Raw genomic sequence first — 19,663 nt, 5'->3', positions numbered from 1 at the left:
TTGCAATCCAGTTGTCATAGCCTGCTTCCTATACCCAGCGGATAGTTTTGCCATAAACCTAGAAAAATCAGTTGGGCGCGGAATTATAGTGCAAGGTATGGAGTTATTATAATACTTTTAAAAAATCTTAGATTCACCCGTAGGTTAATCGGGCATTTTTTGGAAGTGCTGTGGAATCAAGAGCGTGTGCTAGAAACCGTGAGCAACTGATTTTTCTAGGTTAAAGCAACAAAGCTCGCACTTAAATATGCTAGCAACACAAATACCAAAACGCCAGATACTATGCGCAGGGTAATGACCCTGATGCTTTTCTGAGTTGCGTACAATGAGGTTGTGGTCCATACACCGGCAATAATGGCAGCTCCTATAGACAATATTCCGGTGGTCATAGATGTACACCAGGGGCATTTATGTTCTACATGGGGTTTATAAAAATTACATTTGGAGTCCAGCCCTGCCCACGGCCAGTCACAAGCACACTGAAACAGAAAACCACACAGAGGAGTAGTGATAATCAAGGTGATTATCAGTGTACTGATAGCTGAGTAGCGTTGTTCTTTTGTTGCTAATAAGGTTTGTAAATAAGGCATTATGTCAGATAGTTCTGGTCATCCTAAAAACATCAGTTGGGCATAGATTTCTTCACAAAGCCGTGAAGCGGTATAGGTCCACCAAATGGGTCAATGCTGTTGACTTAAGCCCTCTCTTGCTGGAGAGGGTTGGGTGAGGAGGATAAAATCAAGCATTTATAATCCCCTCATCCCAACCTTCTCCCTCTGGAGAGGGAGTTTATTCTTAAGTCAGCAGCATTGACCAAATGTGTGAGCCACTACTGTCAGACATCTTGATTCGCTATCCTGAAAGAAATCCATTAAAACTTAAACTAGGCAATATAATTAAAGGGTTAGGGAATTATTGTCAAATGATTGATATTTTCAGCTAAAGAAATGAAAACGGTACTCATTTAGGTTAAACTAAGCCCTCATATCATACGAGGTATTCAATTAATGCAGCAACTCATGCTCCCAATAATTCCTCAGGGTACGACTATTATAAATGGTCAGGTCAGTGTTGATAACCGAAATGATGAGTGGTTTTATTTCCTCGGCGGTATCCCGATCTATTCTCACCAGGCTGACAATAAGAGATTATTTAGACTTCACACCTCTCAACTCATCAATACCGGCTCCTGTCGTTCAATCGATATTATTACAACCTTTGGTGTCTCTAAAAGTAGTGTTATGCGCTCATTAAGGCAACTACGAGAAAAAGGGGCTGATTCGTTTTTTGAACCTCGCCCGACTCGCAAGGGAGGACCACTCTTTACGCTTGAGGTTTTGCAGCAAGCTCAGGAATATCTGGATCAAGGTATGACGCCTAACGAAGCCGCTAAAGAATTAGGCATCCGGGCAGATACCTTTCGCAAGGCGATCAGTGATGGACGTTTAAAAAAAAGTCTGCCGTATCAATAGACCCCAATGATGGCAGTACCAAATCAGCCCGTGATATTATTGATGCCAGTGCAGCCGAGTCACTCGGTACGGCCTGCACTCGAGTAGAAGAGCGAATCCAGGCGGCTTTGGGTGAGCAGGAAAAGGGAGCCTCAATCGAATTCGAATCCTGTTTAGATGTTCCTAAAGGCGGTGTGTTATGTGCATTGCCCGCGTTACTTAGCAATGGCTTATTAAATGACATTGAGCACCACCTTGGCAAACTGACAGGTTATTATCAAACCTTTCATATCCTATTGCTACTCGCCTTTATGGGACTATGTCGCATCAAAAATGCCGAACAACTTCGCGAGCATGCACCGGGTGAATTCGGCAAACTACTTGGCCTGGATCGGGTTCCCGAAGTGCGCTGTTTAAGAACCAAAGTAAAAGGACTGTCTGATCCAGAATCAGTTGAAAGCTGGGCGGCCGACCTCAGTCGACAATGGATGGAAAATGAACCAGAGGCAGCAGGAACACTCTACATAGATGGTCATGTCCGTGTCTATCATGGACACTTGACTAAACTTCCCAAACGGCATGTTTCACGCGAAAAACTCTGCTTACGGGGTATCACCGACTACTGGGTTAATGATGGTACGGGGCGTCCCTTCTTTGTCGTTGAAAAAACGGTGGATCCGGGCTTACTAAAAACGCTGGAAGAAGATATCGTCCCCCGATTACTCAAAGACATTCCGAATCAACCGAGTGCACAAGCATTACAGCAAAACAAACAAGCCTGTCGTTTTATCCTGGTGTTTGATAGAGAAGGCTATAGCCCCGCATTCTTTAGAAAGATGTGGGACAAGCATCGTGTCGCTTGCATGACCTATCATAAATTTCCCACCGAAAATTGGCCACTGGACAATTTTTCCAGTCAGGAGATCACCCTACCGAGTGGTGAAAAAGTCATCATGAAACTCGCCGAACGAGGCAGTCTGGTTGGAACCAAAAAACAGGCGATGTGGATGAGAGAAGTGCGCAAGTTGACTGATTCTGGTCACCAAACCAGTATTATTACCACAGCCTATGAACTAGAATTGACGGCTGTTTCTGGGCGAATGTTTAGCCGGTGGTGCCAAGAGAACTTTTTTAGATATATGAAGCACCACTATGGGCTAGATATGCTACAGGAGTATGGAATAGAGCCACTATCCGATACCCAAAAGGTGGTCAACCCTGATAGGCGCCAACAGGAAGGACAGCGTAATTCGATACAATCCAAACTCAATTACCGTCTATCTCGATTTGCAGCGATGGAACTTCATCCGGTGATTAAAAAAGATGAAACGGAAGATGTGAAATACAAGAAATGGGAAAGAAAACGAGCAGAATTACTCGAAGAAATAGAGCATTATGAAAATGAACTAAAAACCATCAAGGAAAAACTAAGCCAAACGCCCAAACACATTACCTGGCAAGAGTTGAGAGACGAAGATAAGTTCGAACAGCTTCTGCCAGGGAAAAAGCGGCTGATAGATACTGTCAACATGATCGCTTATCGGGCAGAAACAGCAATGGCCGCTCTGCTAACCTCACCGACAATCGACTTTCCGATGGCAAGGCAACTATTACAAACGCTGTTTGTGACAGAAGCAGATATATTACCCGATGAAGTAAAAAAACAACTTCGGATACGTGTGCATAGTACTTCCCGACCTGCAAGTAATAAAGCAATAGAAAAGTTATTTGAACAACTCAATCAAACGGAACTCAATTATCCAGGAACCGATCTGCGCTTAATTTATGAGCTGACTTCATCCGCAAAAAATTAGGAAATGGTCTCAAATTAGTTTCGTCTGAATCAAGATGTCTGACTGTACTAAAAAACTAATTTTTTCAAAATCTTGTTAAATAATATAGCCATCAACTGATGTTTTTAGGATCATTATGTTGAGGGTTATTTACCCAGTCACTTACCGGCTTGATTGCTATTTCCTGATAACCATCGCTTGCCAATATGTGTTCTGTTGTTTGCAGAGTAGATTGTTTGTCTAGCCAGTCATTATAATACTGCTTAGGAACGCGCACGGAATAAGTTGAGCATCTGGCGCAGGGTTTTTATTCGTATTCAAGACGTAGAAACAGGCGCATAGCCAGCTACGTAACAGTTTCTACAACGCAGAAGACGGATAAAAAGACCAGCGAGTTGCTTAAGTTATTTCGTGCGCGTTCCTAAGCTATGATAACGGGCATACGTTGATGTATGGGACTTATCGTGTGATTTGCCGAACGGGTAATAATGCTGCAGCTATAAACCGTTTCGGTACCCTGTTCCCAGTATTCCCAAAGTCCGGCAAAGGCAATTAATTGATCGTCTGTGCGGCTGATACAGTAGGCTTGTTTACCTTGTTCTAACGGTTGCCATTCATAAAACCCGCTAGCCGGAATAAGGCAACGGCGCTGTTTATAAACGCTTCTAAAAGCGGGTTTTTCAGTGAAGGTTTCTGCGCGGGCATTAATTAAATGATGGCTGATCTTGTTGTCTTTAGACCAGTGTGGAATTAACCCCCAGTGCAAATTAACGGCTTCAAAATGGCCACCATCAAGCTTGACGATGCTAAGTATCTTTTGCCCGGGTGGGATATTGTAGATCGTTGCATAGCGCGGTAAACCTGGTAACTGAAACGTGTCTCTCAGCTGCTCGGGACTTGCTGTTAAGTAAAATCGACCACACATAGCTACCTCTAAAAAATATATTCATTATCCTAAAAACCGCAGTTGAGCGCTAAAAACACTCTAAGCATTTGAATATAAAACATAATGACCGTAACAACTTCAGAACTCCTGATCTCGACATAAAGAAATCAAAAGCTTACCGTTTTCACAAGATAATCAGATGATACTAAAGTGCGTTGGCGCTGAGTATACGAAGCCCAACATGATATTGCACAGTGATTGTTGGGCTTCGCAAGCTCAGCGCCAACCTACATATCAAGCATTGGCATCAAGTTATTATCCTAGAGTTCAGGTGGTCTGAACTTAACACCTGCAGGGTGAACAGACTCCGCTTCACGGTTTTGTGAATAAATCTGCGCGCGAAATACTGCGTTACAGCTTATTGCCAAGTGCTACGGCCATTGCCCGCTAGCTGTGTCTTGTCTTTCGCACTCAGATTTTCCACAAAATCCCTGCTCAACTGCGGTTTCTAGGATTATTGCATTGTAATAGATATCGAAAAGAAGGGCTTGCTTGTTTTATTAAGAATACTGTACACTTTTCTAAATGATTTTTTTATGGTGTACTTATGTCCGATACAACTAGTAGTAAACGTGGTGGTGCCCGCTCTGGGGCAGGGCGTAAAAAAGGCTCTTCCGTGTATGGTGAAAGTACTCGCGCTATCCGTGTTCCCGAAAGTATGCTCCCGCAAGTTAAGATTATGCTCGGCTTACGTAAGCAGACGGTGCATGGCGAAGTCACTGATTTTTCGGCTGTTAGCTTGCCTGCTCAAACTCTCAGTGATTTACAGTTACCGTTATTTAATGGCAAGGTCTCAGCCGGATTTCCTTCGCCAGCAGATGATTATATAGAAAAAACGCTGGATTTGAATGACCTGCTGATTCAAAAGCCTGCTGCGACTTTTTTTGTCCGCGCGGAGGGAGAGTCTATGCTGGGAGCAGGTATACATCCCAATGATATTTTAGTGGTAGATCGCTCGCTTGAACCGGTAGTGGGGAAAATTGTTATCTGCGCATTAAATGGAGAGCTTACGGTAAAGCGCTTAAAAAGTATAGACAGGGAAATTGTTCTGCAAGCTGAAAACCCAGCTTATGCGGATATTATCGTGCAGGAATATGTTGAGCTGGTAATCTGGGGCGTAGTCACTAATGTTATTCATCCACTATGAAAACCTCAGCAGCCTCTAAGCTGATCGCATTAGTGGATTGTAATAATTTCTATGTAAGCTGTGAGCGGGTATTCCGTCCCGATCTATGGAATAAACCGGTAGCAGTGCTGAGTAATAATGATGGCTGTATCGTCGCGCGCAATCAGGAAGTTAAGGATCTCGGCATTAAAATGGCTGTGCCCGTGTATCAGGTTGAACATTTAATCAGTAAGCGCTCAATAGTCAGCGTACTTCACGGCAACTCAGATTAATGCCAAACTATCCCCATTGTTAAATACCACGGGGAATTTTAAATGGCAGCGTTAGAAAAAATACAGGCAAAGACTTTCTGGCCTATTCACATAGAGCACTGGCAGGCATCAGGCCAATCACAGGTAGCTTATTGTCGACAGCATGATTTATGTCCGCAAAAGTTAGGCTACTGGAAACGTAAATCGACTGTAAAGCCGACTACTTCCCCTACAGGGTTTACACGTATTCGGGTTGACGGGGATCGTTCATCTGCGCCAGTCCCAGGATTATCTTTGCAATTTAATGATGGTATTCGGTTGGAAGGTATTACGCAGGATACTATGCCGTGTATTCAACCACTGCTTGAGCTGTTGCGATGACGGTTGTTATGCGTCCCTCTCTGTCTTTGACAGAAGTGTATCTGTATCGGCAGCCCATTGATTTTCGTAAGTCACATCGGGGCTTATCGGCGATTGTTGAATGTGAGTTAGGGCATAATCCTTTTGAGGGGGCTCTCTATGCCTTTACGAATAAACGGCGGAATAAGATTAAATGCCTGTTTTGGGAAGATAATGGTTTTGTCCTTTATTACAAGTCATTGGTAGAAGAAACATTTAAGTGGCCTAAGGGTGAGGAAGAGACATTAACCTTAACAGGCCAGCCGTTAAACTGGCTGCTGGATGGCTTTGATATTAGCGCGATGAAAGGTCATAAAAAACTTCAATATGAGTCTGTTTTTTAGCTGTTTTTGTGTTCATTATTGCCACTATAAATGCTATAATAAAGCCATGATTTTAGCCGATATTTCAAATATAAAACAACAAGATAAAGCCGGTTCTTTGCTGTCGGAGAGTGTTGCTTTGTTGCTTGAAAAAAAACAGGCTATTGATGAACTGACGCGTGTGATTGAAGTTAAGTCTGGGGTGATTTCCGAACAGAAAAAACGCATCCTTATTCTGGAAGAGGTACTACGCTTATCTAAAATAAAACGCTTTGGATCATCCAGTGAACAATCTCATCAATCCTCTTTGTTTGATGAAGCAGAGAATGAAGCGGATAGCGATGAGGAGCTAGACCTGGAGGCTGATGAAGCACCTGAGGACGAAAAACAAACAAGTTCTACTGGCACCAAGAAAAAGCCGGGACGCAAACCCTTCTCAGATAAGTTACCTCGCGAGCAAATTTTTATTTATTTAACCGATGAAGAAAAAGAAGGTGCTATTGATACTTTCTTTACTAAAGTGAAAGAAGAGCTGGATATTATTCCTGCTAAAGTACGTGTTCTTGAATACATGCAGGAAAAAGCGGTCTTTATCAAACAGATTGAAGGCGAAAAACAACGCCAGGTTAAAGCCGCACAAATGCCCAGACACCCTATTGCCAGAGCAATGGGAAGCATCAGTTTAATGTGCTTTGTTATTATCGCCAAGTATGCTGACGGCTTACCTTTATATCGGCAAGAAGGCATCTTGTCTCGTTATGGGGGTGACATCTCCAGAGCGACATTAGCAAACTGGATGATCGCACTGGCTAAACAACTTCAGCCCCTGATTAACCTGATGCGAGAGCATCAACACACAGGGGCAGTCATACTCGCTGATGAAACGCGGGTTCAGGTATTAAAAGAACCGGGGCGGCCAGCGACCTCAGATAAATATATGTGGGTGACGCTTGGCGGGCCACCGGGTGAAAAAAGCATCCTGTTTGAATACGATCCCTCTCGTAGTGGAGACGTCCCCATGCGCCTGCTTGACGGCTTTAGTGGCTATCTGCAAACCGATGGCTATGCGGGGTACAATGCCGTGTGCCAAAAAAACAGCATCACCCAGCTGGGGTGCTGGGATCATGCGCGTCGTTATTTTAAAGATGCCCAGAATGCACAGCCTAAACGCAAAAAGGGACAAAATAACAAACCCTCAAAAGCAGGTAAAGCGCTGAGCCTGATCAATAAACTGTATGTCATTGAGCGAGAAATTAAAGACCTGTCAGTGGATGAAAAATATCAGCAGCGCCAGGAGAAGAGCATTCCTGTATTGAACCAGCTCAAAGCCTATCTGGAAGAAAACCAGCATAAAGTACCTAAAGATAGCCTGACAGGAAAGGCAATGACTTACCTGAGTAACCAGTGGGAAAAACTCAATGTGTATTGCACCCATGGTGAACTCAATATTAGCAACATCCTGGCAGAAAATGCGATTCGCCCGTTTGTGATAGGGCGCAAAGCCTGGTTATTTTCTGATACCCCTGCAGGTGCTCGTGCCAGTGCAATACATTACAGCCTGATAGAAACAGCTAAAGCAAATGGGCTGGAGCCTTATGCATATCTTAAGCAGGTTCTCACTGCTTTACCTTATGCTGATACGGTTGATAAAGTGGAGGCTTTGTTGCCCTGGAATATTAAAAAATCAGATACGCCTGAATAGGGCAAGTACGTGCTTCGTTGAGCGCTTACTTTAATCAAGCGCCATAACATTCGCTTATTTTCCTCTAATTACGCGCTTTACGCAGATATGTCCGAGCGGGTTATGCAATGCCTGGAGCCTTATAGTGCGCAGATTGAAGTGTATTCGATTGATGAATCCTTTCTCGATTTAACTAATCTTTGTTCGCATAACTCTAGCGCATATGCACAGCAAATAAAAAAAGCCGTATATCGGTCGACGGGGGTTCCTGTCTGTGTAGGCATGGGACCTACGAAAACCTTAGCCAAGCTTGCTAATTATGCCGCTAAAAAATGGCACCTAAATCCTGCAAGCCCATATTTTGACTCTCATTAACCTGTCTAGCTAAGTGGTTATTAGGTTTTTACTGCCGCTTTGCCAGCCCTCTTTGTCCAACCGATCAAAATATCCAGATTTAAATCATAAATAGAGGAAATTTTTTGTATCGTATGGATATCCCCCGAGCCCAAGGCAATAAACACCCTGCCAACGTGCCATGACCTTTTAATCAAAGTGACTTAACTTCGGTTAATGTTAAGCGAGTAACCCCACCTTAACCCAATCATCCCATTCCTGTGGATAGAGCGGACCTGCAGGTGTTCTGACTCTCAGCTGATTATTGCCTGTGAGTAATTTTCCAGCCACCCGAATCAGATAAGTACGAAGTGTATCCGGCTCCCATTGGCACAACGTTTTGTTGCCACTCAATTGAGCCATCCAGCGCACGGTATTGTAGGCAAGAACGGCGCAATGAAATAATGCGGCATTAGCCAGAAATTGATTCGTTCTGATTTTACCTAAACCCATTTGTGATTTTGCTTCTTCAATCCATGTTTCGCACGTCGCTCGTTCACCATACTTCTTATGTGTTTGCCAAGGCGATAGAGGTTCAGTTGTTACATAACAAAAATAGTCATATTCTGCCGTATCCCAAAGCTCGGACTGAGGTCCTGTCACTTGTTTAGGTTGCTTTATCCTGACCGCGACAAACTGACGAGAGCGAGACCAGCCACCACAACGATATTGAAACTCGCTCTGCTCCCAACCGGGTCGGCCTTGTATGGCTGTCCAGGCCTGTTTGGCCAGCAATGCGTTCAAATTCTTAAGTTTAACCTTTATTAGATACCCATGCCCTCTGGTATCGAGAAATTCAAGCAAATCACCGACAAAATAACCACTGTCACCGCGAAAAATAATGCGCATCCGATTGGGCAAGTGTGCAAGTAACTGTTTGGTAAATTCTACAACACCATTGCTTGTAAAGGCATTGCCTGTCCGGAACCAGGCTTGTAAAATTTCTTTTGTTTCCGCTAGAAAAGCGAGTTGTGGATGGTATGAACGGGCACCTTTCTTTTTGGGGTTGAAGCCTTTGGCACTTCCTTCTTGTCGACCACAAACGGTGTCCACAGTTGAATCGACATCGACCCACTGGACGGATTGTATGCCAGTTTTCGATTTTCCGGAACGAAGCAATCGCCGCCAGTGTTGACCACGCAAAGTATGCGTGAGCGTTTCAAACTGGCTTATCTGCCTATCACTTACTTCTTTAAAGATCCGTAAAATTGTGGTTTCAACAGGAATCTTTATCCAGCCAGCTACTTTGCGCAGTACGCTATCTGCCCATACGGTCGTCACCTTTGCCATTGATGTTGCTCCCCCCATCATGCCAACCAACGTCAATAGAACCACATCAGATAAGTGATGGTCTGCATTTTCACCCCGCCGATGTGGAACGCTTTGTTTTACGGTTTTTTCAAAACCTATCCTGTCTAAATATTTCACGACGGGAATCAGTCCCGCCTGGCTTGTCAATCCATGTGCTGTAGATGTCATTTTTACCGTTCGGGTACGGTTTCTTACGTGAGATGAGGATTTTGATACTTTAGAGGGCTTCATTAAAACAATGAGATAGTGAAATCAGGAAAATGATATTATATCATTGTTTAATAAGGAGTTTTGTGGATTATTATGTATAATGCTTGCAGGATTTAGGTGGCATAAAACTGGCGGGGTACTGGATTTGTCTGATCCTGTTCGTAGAGAAAAACTGATGCGCCTGGTGCCTGTTAATGAAATCTGGGGAATAGGGCGGCAGACCAGTAAGCGTTTGCAGCTAATGGGGATTAACACGGTTTATGATTTAGCAACACAGCCAGTAGACAGTATACAAGCACAGTTTAATATAGTTATTGCCAGAACGGTGATGGAATTAAAGGGTATCAGTTGTTTGTCACTGGAAGAAATTATCCCTGATAAACAGCAAATTGTTTGCTCGCGTAGCTTTAGCAGGCGTTTAACGCAATATCATGAATTGGCAGAGGCGTTGGCTAGTTTTGCCAGTAGAGCCGCAGAAAAATTGCGTAAACAAGGGTCTGTTGCCGGATCTATCAGCGTGTTTATTCGCACTAATACGCATAATGATAATGAACCACAATATCAGCGTTCAATCCGCATGGTGCTGCATCAGGCAAGCAGTGATACGCGTAAAATTATCAGCAACGCAAAAAAATTATTACAGGAAATTTTTAAATCAGGTTACCGCTATCAACAATGCGGTATTACCCTGGGGCAGATTCAGCCAGCCACCATGCCAGGCCAGTTAGACTTGTTTGATTTACCAGAAAGTCAACAGAGTAAAAGCAATGGACTGATGCTGACTATGGATAAAATTAATCAGCGCTTTCCCAAGGGTATTAGCGTCAGTGCTGCGCAAATGGGGAATAATTGGCAAAGCCCGGTAAAACTTCTATCCAGGCACTATACAACCGACTGGAATGAACTGCTGCTGGTAAAGTGTCATTAACCTAGAAATCGTGAGCAACTGATTTTTCTAGGATTAAGCATAAGCTAAATTCCGCGTCTATTCGGAGCTTGTTTCCTTATCGAGATGCCACTCGGAATAAATATGCAATGGATCGGGCATCAATCTACAGTGGCAATAGCTGATATGCTCCGCATCCGTAACCGCGCGAAGTATAACGAGGCGGGTGCACTATAGCTGTAGCGCACCCGGATTGGTCTGGGTTTTTTACTGTTTTTTACCGAATATCCATAACACATGTGCAAACATATCTTTGAGAGAGTTTTCTTTAATGGTTTGCATTAACTCATCTACTTTAAAGGCGTGATGCCTTTCGTAAACGACACCGACTTGTTCTGCTTCAGCCAGACCTGTTTCACGGGCATGATCAACAAAACCGTCATTTTTCCAGAAAAACGCGCCAGGCATGGTTGTGGGAATAACCAGTACAAAGAATAATGAACGCCCGAAAGCCGCCATAAAAATCATCGCTAGCGCCAATAAACCCGCAAGCACTAAACCTGAGGTAGCGGATAAGCCGGTATAAATAATACTCGCAGAAATAAGCAGGCTAAAAGCTAATAAACCATTGCGTAAACGATAGGATTTACCATATTGAGTTGTTTGGCGGTAATAAGAAGCAGCGCCTTCATTTTCAATTGTCTGCATATCACGGGCATGAATAATATGGCCGATACTTTCGATAAATAAGCCGGCTGTGATTATAATAGCCAGTGTTTGAATCAGTCCGGCCATTGTTGATAAAGGTAACAATATGAGACTAACAACAGCAATAATCAAGGCACCCAAGCTGAGCATGGAGCCCAGAAAAGCAGTCCCGGTTTGTAAATGATCCCAGAAAGGACGAGCTGGAATACGGTAAAGCTTATACATGAAATATAAACCGATCGGGCCACTGATTACGGCTAAATAAGCAAAAATATCGGCAACAATATTGAGCATAGGCATATCGAAAAGTGCAAAAAATGCGTAGCCAAGTAAGCCGGTATAAAACATTGAAACACCCGCGATTTCGCGGCTGACCGGTGATAGTCTTAAGTTGTTAAAACCGCGATAAAAACGATGTGGTTTGCCTAAATGCATATTTAGTTTATACAGACCAATAGTACTTAGTATAAAGATCGTAGCAACCAGACTGATGTGTATGCTGTATTCCGATAACAAGGCAAAGCCTGGTAAATCCATAGCAGAGCCTAATATCAGCATTAAAAAGGCACCGACAGTCGCTTGGGTAAACAAGGTGAAAATCACATGCGCACTTTCATGGCTGGTCAGTAATGAGCGCAGGTTCCAATGTTTCGCGCGGCCCATTTTCTCATCAACAACGGGCTTGTATTTCCCTTCGTTGTCATCTCTATGGTATTTCAGAGGCATCGAGTCGGTACGGGTCATTTCACGATGATTCTGCTTTTTTTGCTGAAAGCGAATATTGGGATTGGTAATATCTGTGGTAGGAAAGCCAGGGATTTCAGCAATTGCCTGATCACGTTTTTCAGGGATATTCTCAATCACGCCGAAATCCAAGGCATTACCTAAACAGGCACTGACGCAAGCGGGCTTTAGGCCAACCTCAAGACGATCAACACACATATTACATTTACTGACTTCACCTTTGACAGGGTCTAGCTGAGGTGCATTATATGGGCAAACCCAGGTACAGTAACCGCAACCAAAACAGATGTCAGGGTCCTGTAATACTGCGCCATATTCAGTGAATTTGGTGTAGGCGCGCGTTGGGCAGCCTGTCAGACAAACCGGATCATCACAATGATTACATGCCATAGAAATATTCAGGCGCTGATAATCTGGGTAAGTACCGCCTTCAACATAACCGACCGATCGGAACGAGATATGTGCTGGGGTATCGTTTTTCTCACTACAGGCCGCTTCACAGGCATGGCATCCGATACAGTTATCGGCATTAAGAAAAAAACCATGCTGTTTATTACGATTTGGGTTGTCTCCTATGCCATCATCACCATTGATATTGAGGCTTTTATTTCTGCGCTCGTCACCTTCCTCGGTGAGTTCAATATTTTTTCCATAGCGGTTCTTTTCTTTGGTTTCTTTATCCCAAAGATAGGCGTATTCAGGCTCGTCACTTCTTACTTTAATCATTTTTTGTTCTCGTTCCCACGCTCTGCGTGGAAATGTATGTTTAGACGCTTAGCGCCTCGGAACGCTGGAACGTTCCTGTATAGATTCTCATGCTAGAGCGTGGGAACCTGGAAATGTCGTTTTAAATAAAATTAAAAACTGCGTGACTCTTTATTGATTATTGCAGCTTCTTCCTGATTGATGTGCTCAATACGCACAGCAGATTGCTTAAATGCAGGTTGACGTGAGTGGGGGTCTAACAGGCCCAGAGTCAAACGGTTAACACAATCAAAAAAGTGGAAGGGGATAAACACCATATTTCTGGGTACTCTTTGTGTCAGCATTACCATAACCACTGCATCACTGCGTCGGGAAACAGCACGGACATAGCTCTGGTGTATTATGCCTAGCTCAGCAGCTGCATCCGGGTTCATTTCCATAAATGGAGTCGGGCTGTACTTGTTGTTATTGCCAATTTTTCCAGTACGCGTACGGGTATGAAAGTGCTCTACCAGACGCCCCGAATTTAACCAGAATGGAAAGTCCGCATCGGGCACTTCATTGTTATCGATAAAAGGTAAAGGAATCAATTTAGCCATACCATCAGCAAAGCGGAAGGTACCCGGTTCGCTATATAAACGCTTGCCACCTTGCGGAGGTGCTTCACCTCGTTTTGCCTGTTCCTCGGTATACGGCCATTGAATACCGCGATTTTCTTCAATTAAATCATGAGTCATTCCTGATATATCGACGAGTCGTCCTTTGGATAAATGACGCATTTCATCGAATACTTCGGAAGGATTGTAAGGAAAGGTCATTTTTTCTGATTGCTCGAACTGTTTAGCCACTTCATTAAAAATATGCAAATCAGTTTTGGTATTTTCATAAGGTTCTTTTACCTTACGCACGATATTCACGCGCCTTTCAGTATTGGTAAAGCAGCCTTCTTTTTCTGCCCAGATCGCTGCTGGAAGAAAGATATGTGCATATTCGGTGGTTTCTACATCCAGATAAGAATCCTGTACCACCAGACATTCAAGTTTTTCCAGTGTTTTACGTATCCGCGCCGTATTAGGCATCGAAGTCATGGGGTTAGTCCCAACTAACCATAAGCCTTTGATAGCACCTGTTTCGATAGCAGGGAAGATGTCTGTTTGCGCCATACCCCGTTGTTTAGGAAAAAACTCCGGGTCAACATTCCAGAATTTACCTATATCTTCACGATCCTGCGGATTTTCCAGCGAACGGTATCCAGGTAACCCGGAACATGATGACCATTCACGAGTTCCCATGGCATTACATTGCCCGGTAATGGATAAGCTGGTGCCGCCTTTTTTGCCGATATTACCCGTCAGTAAACTCAAGTTATTTAATCCGACTACGCCATCAGAGCCATGGGTGCTTTGATTGATTCCCATCGTCCAGATATTCATCGCTGCACCTGCTTTGGCATAAAGCCGCGCGACATGGCGAATGGTATCTTCATCAATCCCGCAAATTTTAGCGGCACTGGTTGGATCATACTTCTGTACTTCTTTTTCTAATTGCTCCAAGCCATGAGTATTGGCTGCTATATATTCTCTATCTTCCAGGCCTTCTGCCAGAATAACGTGCATTAAGGCATTTTGCAGCACTACATCGGTGCCTGGTGTGATTGCCAGGTGCATATCTGCATTTTGTGCCAGCATAGTGACACGCGGATCTATGACAATTAAAGGAAAAGGACGTTTTTCCTGCGCCTCTTTCATGCGCCAGTAAATAATAGGGTGTTGTTCGGGAAGATTAGATCCCCAGGCAATCAAGCACTCAGTATGTTCAAAATCTTCGTAACATCCAGGAGGTCCATCCGAACCAAATGAGCGTTTATAGCCTGATACCGCTGACGCCATACATAGGGTAGTATTACCATCGTAGTTGTTGGTGCCAATAACACCACGTGCAAGCTTTCCTAAAGTATAAAAGCCTTCGGTCAGAATTTGTCCGGTTGAGATGATAGCAAAGGAATCGCGCCCATAAGTAGACTGGATACGTTTGATTTCAGCGGCCATTTTCGCGGTTACATCATCCCAGCTAGCATTATTCCATGGATCATGAAAGTCACCTCTGATTAAAGGTGTTTTACCTCTACCCGCAGAATCAAATAACTCATGTCCAAAAATACCTTTCAAACAGAGCTTTCCCTGGTTTACATCCGCACCACCCACGCCACGGGAAGAGACCGGAATCCCGTCTTGATTTGTACCGATTTCAATTGAACACCCCGTAGAACAGTAACCGCAAGTTGAATAAGTCCATTTTTCAACTTTTTTATCTGCAATAGTTATGGGATTTTTTTTGTTACGACCAAATAGCATAATATTTCTATAGTGTAGTGATTCAGATCAGAGCACTTACGGTTTGTTAGGGCTAAGGTTTGATTTCTCGGAGTCTTAAACCGTGAGCAACTGATTTTCTTAGGTTAAGCCAATGTGTCTCAAAAATTTTCAGGCTGTGTCAAATCGTATTCTCTGCTTTGTATTGAGCCTAATGTAGTAAACTACCGGTGGCAAAAAAGCAGGGCGAAGTGCCGCTTTTTTGCCATCCGTGAGCGCGGGAAGTATATATAAACCGCAGTCTGGTGGTAGGGTTAAGCTTCGGGAATAACCATGGTTCCTTCAGCGACTTTTACGGCTTCACCACCAACACGCACGGTCAAGCTGTCTTCGCCCTTATGATCCATTTCCAGATTAAGCACGCTACGGCGCATTTTTTCATCGCCCCGCTGAACTGAAAAAGTATAAGTCCCTTTTTGCATGTGGTCGAAAGAGCATAAATAAGCAGCAAGAGAAGGTATAGCGGAACCCACGGGTGGGTCGTCATGTACACCAATATTGGGCCCTACCAGCCGGGCAGCAAAGTCTGAGTCTTGATAGGGCGTTTTTGGCGATACCAATAATATTTCCTGCGCTGCTGTTTGTGGTGCTAATGATTGACTCCAGGCGGATAAATTAAAAACTGCATCACGTACGGTTTGATAATAATAAACAGGCACAATCAAATACGGCATGCCACAGGAGACCAGGCGCGTGCAATATTTTTTCGAATCAATATGCGCTTCATCTATACCCAGGAAGCTTGCCAATTCAGACTCGGGTGGGGTGTAGTAGTCTACGACAGGTGACACGGTACGAGTGAATTGAATAAAGCTAGGTTGGCCGTTCGAGCTTGTAATACTGGTTTGTATATCTCCGGTATTTTGTGCAAAAACAACAGGCGTGTAAGTGTCTTGCAGAGACAGTTTATTGCAGGCAGCTAAAACATAAGCAGCTGCAATAATAGGATGTCCGGCAAAATCAATTTCCCCTAAAGGTGAAAAAATCTGCATGCGGAAATAATTTTCCTGGCCTTCTTTGTTGCTCAGAAATACCGTTTCAGTTAAGTTCAATTCTTTGGCGATCAGGCTCATTTGTTGAGCGCTTAATCCTTCGGCTTCTGGGAAAACAGCAACTTGCGCACCATTAAATACCGTCTTGGTAAAGACGTCAGCTATATAATATGTATAATTCATTGTGTTATCCCTCCAGGCTGATTTCTACGCGATTATTCTCTATACGAATGGCATAGGTTTCATTTTTAACGGTTTCGTCTTCAAAACAGATGCCTGTTTTTAAACTGAAATGTTGTTTATACAGAGGTGATGCTACCATCGGTTCGCCCTTGATGTCACCAATCAAGCCGCGTGATAGCACATGTACTTTACCAAAAGGGTCATAATTATTAATGGCATACAGAGCATTGTCTTTAGGCATATAAAAAATAGCGATTTGTTTATCTTCGACTAGAGCACAAACTCCAGAGTCTGGCTGCAAATCGTCTACAGGGCAAATATCAATCCATGTGCTCATTATGCTTCCTCTACTAGGGCAAAGTGCTGGCGTTCTTCTTCGTTGGCGGGACGGATTTGACCGCGCTCTTCAACAAAGATTATATTGTCATCAGTTTTATCACTGTTAATAAAGTGACGGAAACGCTTCAGTTTTTTTTCATCGGCAATTGTTGTTTTCCATTCACACTGATAAGTTTCAACAACATTCTGCATTTGCGTTTCCAAATCCTCGCAGAGTCCTAATTTATCCTCGATAACCACGGATTTTAGGTAATCCAGACCACCTTCCATATTTTCCATCCATACCGAAGTACGTTGTAAGCGGTCAGCCGTGCGCGCGTAAAAAATTAAGACCCGGTCGATATATTTGATTAAGGTTTCTTTGTCTAAATTAGTCGCAAATAAATCACCATGACGTGGCTTCATGCCACCATTACCGCAGACATAAAGATTCCAGCCGTCTTCAGTCGCGATAACACCAATATCTTTGCTTTGTGCTTCGGCACATTCGCGGGTACAACCGGAGACAGCAAACTTGATTTTGTGTGGTGCGCGTAGACCCTTATAACGATTTTCCAGCTGCACAGCCAAGCCAACACTATCGTCAACTCCAAAGCGACACCAGGTGCTACCAACGCAGGATTTAACGGTTCTTAAAGACTTGCCATAGGCGTGACCTGATTCAAAGCCTGCATCAATCAGTTCCTGCCAGATCAAAGGTAATTGATCGACTCGTGCGCCAAATAAATCGACACGCTGACCGCCTGTAACTTTCGTATATAACTTAAATTTTTTGGCGATCTGACCGATAGCAATTAAACCGTCGGGCGTAACTTCACCACCGGTCATACGTGGCACAACCGAATAGGTGCCATCTTTTTGCATATTAGCCAGAAAAGTATCGTTAGTATCTTGTAGGCTAAGGTGCTGGTTTTCTAAAATATAGTCATTCCAGTAAGAGGCTAGAATAGAACCTATAGCCTGACGACAGACCTCGCAACCACGGCCTTGACCATGTTGGGTAATTAATTCATCAAAGGATTTGATTTGATTAACCATAATCAGGTTGTATAAATCCTGGCGCGTATAAGCAAAATGCTCACAGATATCGGTATTGACCTCAAAACCTGATTTAGCAAGTTCACAATCTAGTACAGATTTTAATAAAGCGCTACAACCGCCACAACCGGTTGCGGCTTTAGTCGTCTCTTTTAGAGCGCCCATGGTATGGCTGCCGCCTTCAACTGCAGAACAGATTTGTCCTTTGGTAACATCAAAGCAGGAGCAAATTTGCGCGGACTCGGGCAGAGCATCTGGCCCCAAGCCCACTGATTCATCGGAACGAGCAGGTAAAATCAAACTGTCCGGATTTTCAGGTAAATCAATACCATTTAAATAGTATTGCGATAAAGTGCCATAACCAGTAGCATCACCGACCAGCACGGCGCCAAGGAGTTTCTTTTTATCAGCACTCACTACCAGGCGTTTGTAAATCTCGTCTGCACCATTTTGGTATGTATATACTAACGCGCCTTGTGAATTAGCATGTGCATCACCGATACTGGCAACATCAACGCCATTGAGTTTTAATTTAGTACTCATATCGGCACCGGTAAAACTGGCATCCCCACCTGCCAGGTTCGCGACAACCGTACGTCCCATATTGTAGCCAGGTGCAACCAAGCCAAAGGTTTGACCATTCCATACGGCACATTCGCCAATTGCATAAATGTCTGGATCGGACGTTTTACATTGGTTATCAATAACAATACCACCACGTGCACCGACTTCAATGCCACTGATGCGGGCAATTTCATCACGTGGGCGAATACCTGTTGAAAATAAAATAATATCGGTTTCCAGCTCGGTACCATCAGCAAACAACATTTTGTGTTTACATTCCGTACCATCGACAATTTTCTGCGTATTTTTGCTGGCCAGAACGGAAATGCCCAGAGCTTCGATTTTATTAGCTAGCATTTGTGCACCGCCTGCATCAAGCTGAGCAGACATTAAGCGTGGCGAAAACTGAATAACATTGGTTTTAAGATTCAGGTCTTTTAAAGCTTTAGCAGCTTCAAGGCCTAATAAACCACCTCCTACTACCGCACCCACTTTGGAGTTTTTAGCTGCTGCAGTTAGCGCTTCGAGGTCTTCGATAGTACGGTATACAAAACAATTCTCACGGTCATGCCCTTCTACCGGAGGGACAAAGGCATATGAACCCGTTGCCAGAACCAGTTTGTCATAACTAATCTGCACGCCTTTTTCCGAAGTAACAAATTTTTGCGCTTTATCAATCGCAACAGCTTTATCACCTAAGTGAATTTTAATATTGTTATCTTCAAAAAAGCCATCGCTGACCATAGAAAGGTCCTGCGCAGATTTTCCCGAGAAAAATTCTGTTAAATGCACCCGGTCATAAGCTGCTCGCTGTTCTTCACAGAAAGTGACTATCTCGTATGTATCTTTTACGTCACTGGCAATAAGGTTTTCCAGGAAGTTATGCCCGACCATACCATTACCAATAACCACTAAAGTTTGTTTTTTACTCATGCGATCCTCTATAGATGCGTAAATCTAATTTAGTTTTTTGAAGCATGTTTTGTGCCATGACTTAAGTTATTGTATTGTATTCTTAATAGCCTTAATCGTTAGCGCCCGAATATCCGTGCGCTCGTTTGTGGTGCAATGTCGTCTTTAAATGGTGCAATGCAAGGCTAATGGGGCAATGCTGTTGACTTAATAATAAGCTCCTTCTCCAGAGGGAGAAGGTTGGGATGAGGAGATTATCCTAGAAAAATCAGTTGCTCACGTTTTCTAGTACAAGCTCTTGATTCCACCGCACTTCCAAAAAATGCCCGCTTAACC

At 43.6% G+C, this 19,663-nt stretch carries 17 protein-coding genes; 9 read left to right on the top strand and 8 right to left on the bottom strand.

Annotated elements, in window-relative coordinates:
- Positions 1 to 215: 215 nt before the first annotated feature.
- A complete protein-coding gene (locus ACQY3F_RS11805; protein WP_428355048.1) occupies positions 216 to 590 on the bottom strand; it encodes a hypothetical protein in 375 nt (124 codons plus the stop codon).
- A 417-nt stretch (positions 591 to 1,007) separates the two neighbouring features.
- Between ACQY3F_RS11805 and ACQY3F_RS11800 the strand changes: the two genes are divergently transcribed.
- Both ACQY3F_RS11800 and ACQY3F_RS11795 read left to right on the top strand, forming a co-directional pair.
- Positions 1,008 to 1,472: a hypothetical protein gene (locus ACQY3F_RS11800; RefSeq protein ID WP_428353676.1), complete on the top strand. Its 465-nt coding sequence runs from the start codon at positions 1,008 to 1,010 to the stop codon at positions 1,470 to 1,472.
- The gene (locus ACQY3F_RS11795; protein ID WP_428357611.1) at positions 1,469 to 3,265 is read left to right on the top strand and encodes a putative transposase; all 1,797 of its coding nucleotides are present in this window, start codon (positions 1,469 to 1,471) and stop codon (positions 3,263 to 3,265) included. The genes ACQY3F_RS11800 and ACQY3F_RS11795 overlap by 4 nt, the downstream gene beginning before the upstream one ends.
- Positions 3,266 to 3,665: 400 nt before the next feature.
- Here the strand turns inward: ACQY3F_RS11795 and ACQY3F_RS11790 are convergent, their stop codons facing one another.
- Positions 3,666 to 4,169 (bottom strand): SOS response-associated peptidase, encoded by a 504-nt coding sequence (locus ACQY3F_RS11790; protein ID WP_428355047.1) that lies wholly within the window; start codon positions 4,167 to 4,169, stop codon positions 3,666 to 3,668.
- 760 nt (positions 4,170 to 4,929) lie between these two features.
- On the opposite strand from ACQY3F_RS11790, the gene ACQY3F_RS11785 reads away from it, so the two are divergent.
- Genes ACQY3F_RS11785 through ACQY3F_RS11760 form a run of 6 tightly spaced genes read left to right on the top strand, consistent with a single transcriptional unit; the run spans position 4,930 to position 8,345 of the window.
- Positions 4,930 to 5,337, top strand: a complete 408-nt coding sequence (locus ACQY3F_RS11785; protein ID WP_428357674.1) for a LexA family protein — start codon at positions 4,930 to 4,932, stop codon at positions 5,335 to 5,337.
- Complete coding sequence (locus ACQY3F_RS11780; protein WP_428355045.1) at positions 5,334 to 5,588, top strand: hypothetical protein; 255 nt, start codon at positions 5,334 to 5,336, stop codon at positions 5,586 to 5,588. Before ACQY3F_RS11785 ends, ACQY3F_RS11780 begins: the two co-directional genes overlap by 4 nt.
- A gap of 42 nt (positions 5,589 to 5,630) precedes the next feature.
- Entirely contained in the window at positions 5,631 to 5,948 is a 318-nt protein-coding gene (gene tnpA / locus ACQY3F_RS11775) for an IS66 family insertion sequence element accessory protein TnpA (RefSeq protein WP_428352923.1), read from the top strand.
- Positions 5,945 to 6,310 (top strand): IS66 family insertion sequence element accessory protein TnpB, encoded by a 366-nt coding sequence (gene tnpB / locus ACQY3F_RS11770; protein ID WP_428353150.1) that lies wholly within the window; start codon positions 5,945 to 5,947, stop codon positions 6,308 to 6,310. Before tnpA ends, tnpB begins: the two co-directional genes overlap by 4 nt.
- Entirely contained in the window at positions 6,294 to 7,991 is a 1,698-nt protein-coding gene (gene tnpC / locus ACQY3F_RS11765) for an IS66 family transposase (protein ID WP_428354273.1), read from the top strand. Before tnpB ends, tnpC begins: the two co-directional genes overlap by 17 nt.
- Positions 7,992 to 8,024: 33 nt before the next feature.
- Positions 8,025 to 8,345, top strand: a complete 321-nt coding sequence (locus ACQY3F_RS11760; protein WP_428357673.1) for a hypothetical protein — start codon at positions 8,025 to 8,027, stop codon at positions 8,343 to 8,345.
- A 198-nt stretch (positions 8,346 to 8,543) separates the two neighbouring features.
- Here ACQY3F_RS11760 and ACQY3F_RS11755 read toward each other — a convergent pair whose 3' ends face one another.
- Positions 8,544 to 9,905 carry an IS1380 family transposase gene (locus tag ACQY3F_RS11755; RefSeq protein ID WP_428352976.1) on the bottom strand — a complete coding sequence of 454 codons (1,362 nt, stop codon included), beginning with the start codon at positions 9,903 to 9,905 and terminating at the stop codon, positions 8,544 to 8,546.
- 124 nt (positions 9,906 to 10,029) lie between these two features.
- Here ACQY3F_RS11755 and ACQY3F_RS11750 point away from each other — a divergent pair, with 124 nt between their 5' ends.
- The gene (locus ACQY3F_RS11750; protein WP_428355043.1) at positions 10,030 to 10,812 is read left to right on the top strand and encodes a DUF4113 domain-containing protein; all 783 of its coding nucleotides are present in this window, start codon (positions 10,030 to 10,032) and stop codon (positions 10,810 to 10,812) included.
- Between the two features lie 225 nt (positions 10,813 to 11,037).
- Here the strand turns inward: ACQY3F_RS11750 and ACQY3F_RS11745 are convergent, their stop codons facing one another.
- From ACQY3F_RS11745 to nirB, 5 genes are all read right to left on the bottom strand, one after another.
- Positions 11,038 to 12,948 carry a DmsC/YnfH family molybdoenzyme membrane anchor subunit gene (locus ACQY3F_RS11745; RefSeq protein WP_428355041.1) on the bottom strand — a complete coding sequence of 637 codons (1,911 nt, stop codon included), beginning with the start codon at positions 12,946 to 12,948 and terminating at the stop codon, positions 11,038 to 11,040.
- A 131-nt stretch (positions 12,949 to 13,079) separates the two neighbouring features.
- Positions 13,080 to 15,281, bottom strand: coding sequence for a molybdopterin oxidoreductase family protein (locus tag ACQY3F_RS11740; RefSeq protein WP_428355039.1), 2,202 nt, complete (start codon positions 15,279 to 15,281; stop codon positions 13,080 to 13,082).
- Positions 15,282 to 15,553: 272 nt separating this feature from the next.
- A complete protein-coding gene (locus ACQY3F_RS11735; protein ID WP_428355038.1) occupies positions 15,554 to 16,474 on the bottom strand; it encodes a PhzF family phenazine biosynthesis protein in 921 nt (306 codons plus the stop codon).
- 4 nt (positions 16,475 to 16,478) lie between these two features.
- Positions 16,479 to 16,811, bottom strand: coding sequence for a nitrite reductase small subunit NirD (nirD, locus tag ACQY3F_RS11730; RefSeq protein WP_428355036.1), 333 nt, complete (start codon positions 16,809 to 16,811; stop codon positions 16,479 to 16,481).
- Positions 16,811 to 19,348, bottom strand: a complete 2,538-nt coding sequence (gene nirB, locus ACQY3F_RS11725) for a nitrite reductase large subunit NirB (RefSeq protein WP_428355034.1) — start codon at positions 19,346 to 19,348, stop codon at positions 16,811 to 16,813. The genes nirD and nirB overlap by 1 nt, the downstream gene beginning before the upstream one ends.
- Between the last annotated feature and the right edge of the window lie 315 nt (positions 19,349 to 19,663).

Origin of the sequence: Methyloprofundus sp., from assembly GCF_965251085.1 — a bacterium.
In the GTDB taxonomy this organism is placed as follows: domain Bacteria; phylum Pseudomonadota; class Gammaproteobacteria; order Methylococcales; family Methylomonadaceae; genus Methyloprofundus.
The sequence above is the reverse complement of the archived record's forward strand: the minus strand, read 5'-3'. Positions and strand labels throughout refer to the sequence as shown.